The 788-nt window shown below is 72.0% G+C and carries 2 pseudogenes; both read right to left on the reverse strand.

The annotated features are described in order from the left end of the window. A pseudogene (locus AC1DYI_RS37325) lies at window positions 1-281 on the reverse strand (hypothetical protein); the annotation flags it as partial. Continuing rightward, a pseudogene (locus AC1DYI_RS37330) lies at window positions 278-788 on the reverse strand (DUF4129 domain-containing protein); the annotation flags it as partial. The pseudogenes AC1DYI_RS37330 and AC1DYI_RS37325, both read right to left, overlap by 4 nt.

A 788-nucleotide genomic window follows, 5' to 3' on the forward strand; every position in this document is an offset into this window, starting at 1 on the left:
GCCTTGCGCTCCGGCAGGAAATGCCAATGGCTCGCCTCAAGCAGCAGCGTGGCGCCTTCGGGCGGCAACGGGTCCAGCTGATGCCGGGTTTCGACCTTCGCGCCGACTTTCAAGGCCAGGCGCTTGAGCAGGAAGTATGGGTCGCTGGCGGCTTCGCCTTGCGGCGGATCCCAGACGTCGCGGGTGACCCACTCGGTGGCTGAGGCCAGCCAGGCGCCGAACGCTGCGAGCACGACGAGCCCGCCCAGCCACAGCGCGACACTGCGTCCGCTCAGCTTCATGCCGGTGCCTCCGCCCGCGGCGGCGGCGCCAGGCGCTGCTCGAACAGCCGGCACAGCTCGCGCACCTCTTCGCCTTCGGGCCAGCGGCCGGCGTAGCTGCCCAGCAGCCGCGCGCGGGTCACGCGGGCGAAATAGTCGCTGGGCTCGGCAGGCAGGTGGCGCTGGGCGAGGGTCATGCAATCGCCCTCGGTGCTGCTGCTGCGGATCGGCAAGGCATGGCGATGCACCAGGCGAGACAAGGCGCCGCGGTACAGCAGCGCGAGCGCCGGCCGCAGCTCACCGGCTTGCCACTGGGCCCAGGCGGCAGCACCGACGTCCGCCGGCAGCGACTCTGGGCGGATGTCGTACTGGCGCACGCGCTGCGGCGCCGCGGCGTCCAACTGCAGCGGTGCATCGGTGGCAGCCTGGCGACGCATGCGCAGCGCGAGCACGGCAAGCACCCCCACCGCCAGCGCGCCCAGCGTCCAGATGCCGACGCGGCCGACGTTGTTCAACCATTCGGCGAAG

It is taken from the genome of Ideonella sp. P3_A4, assembly GCF_056403075.1.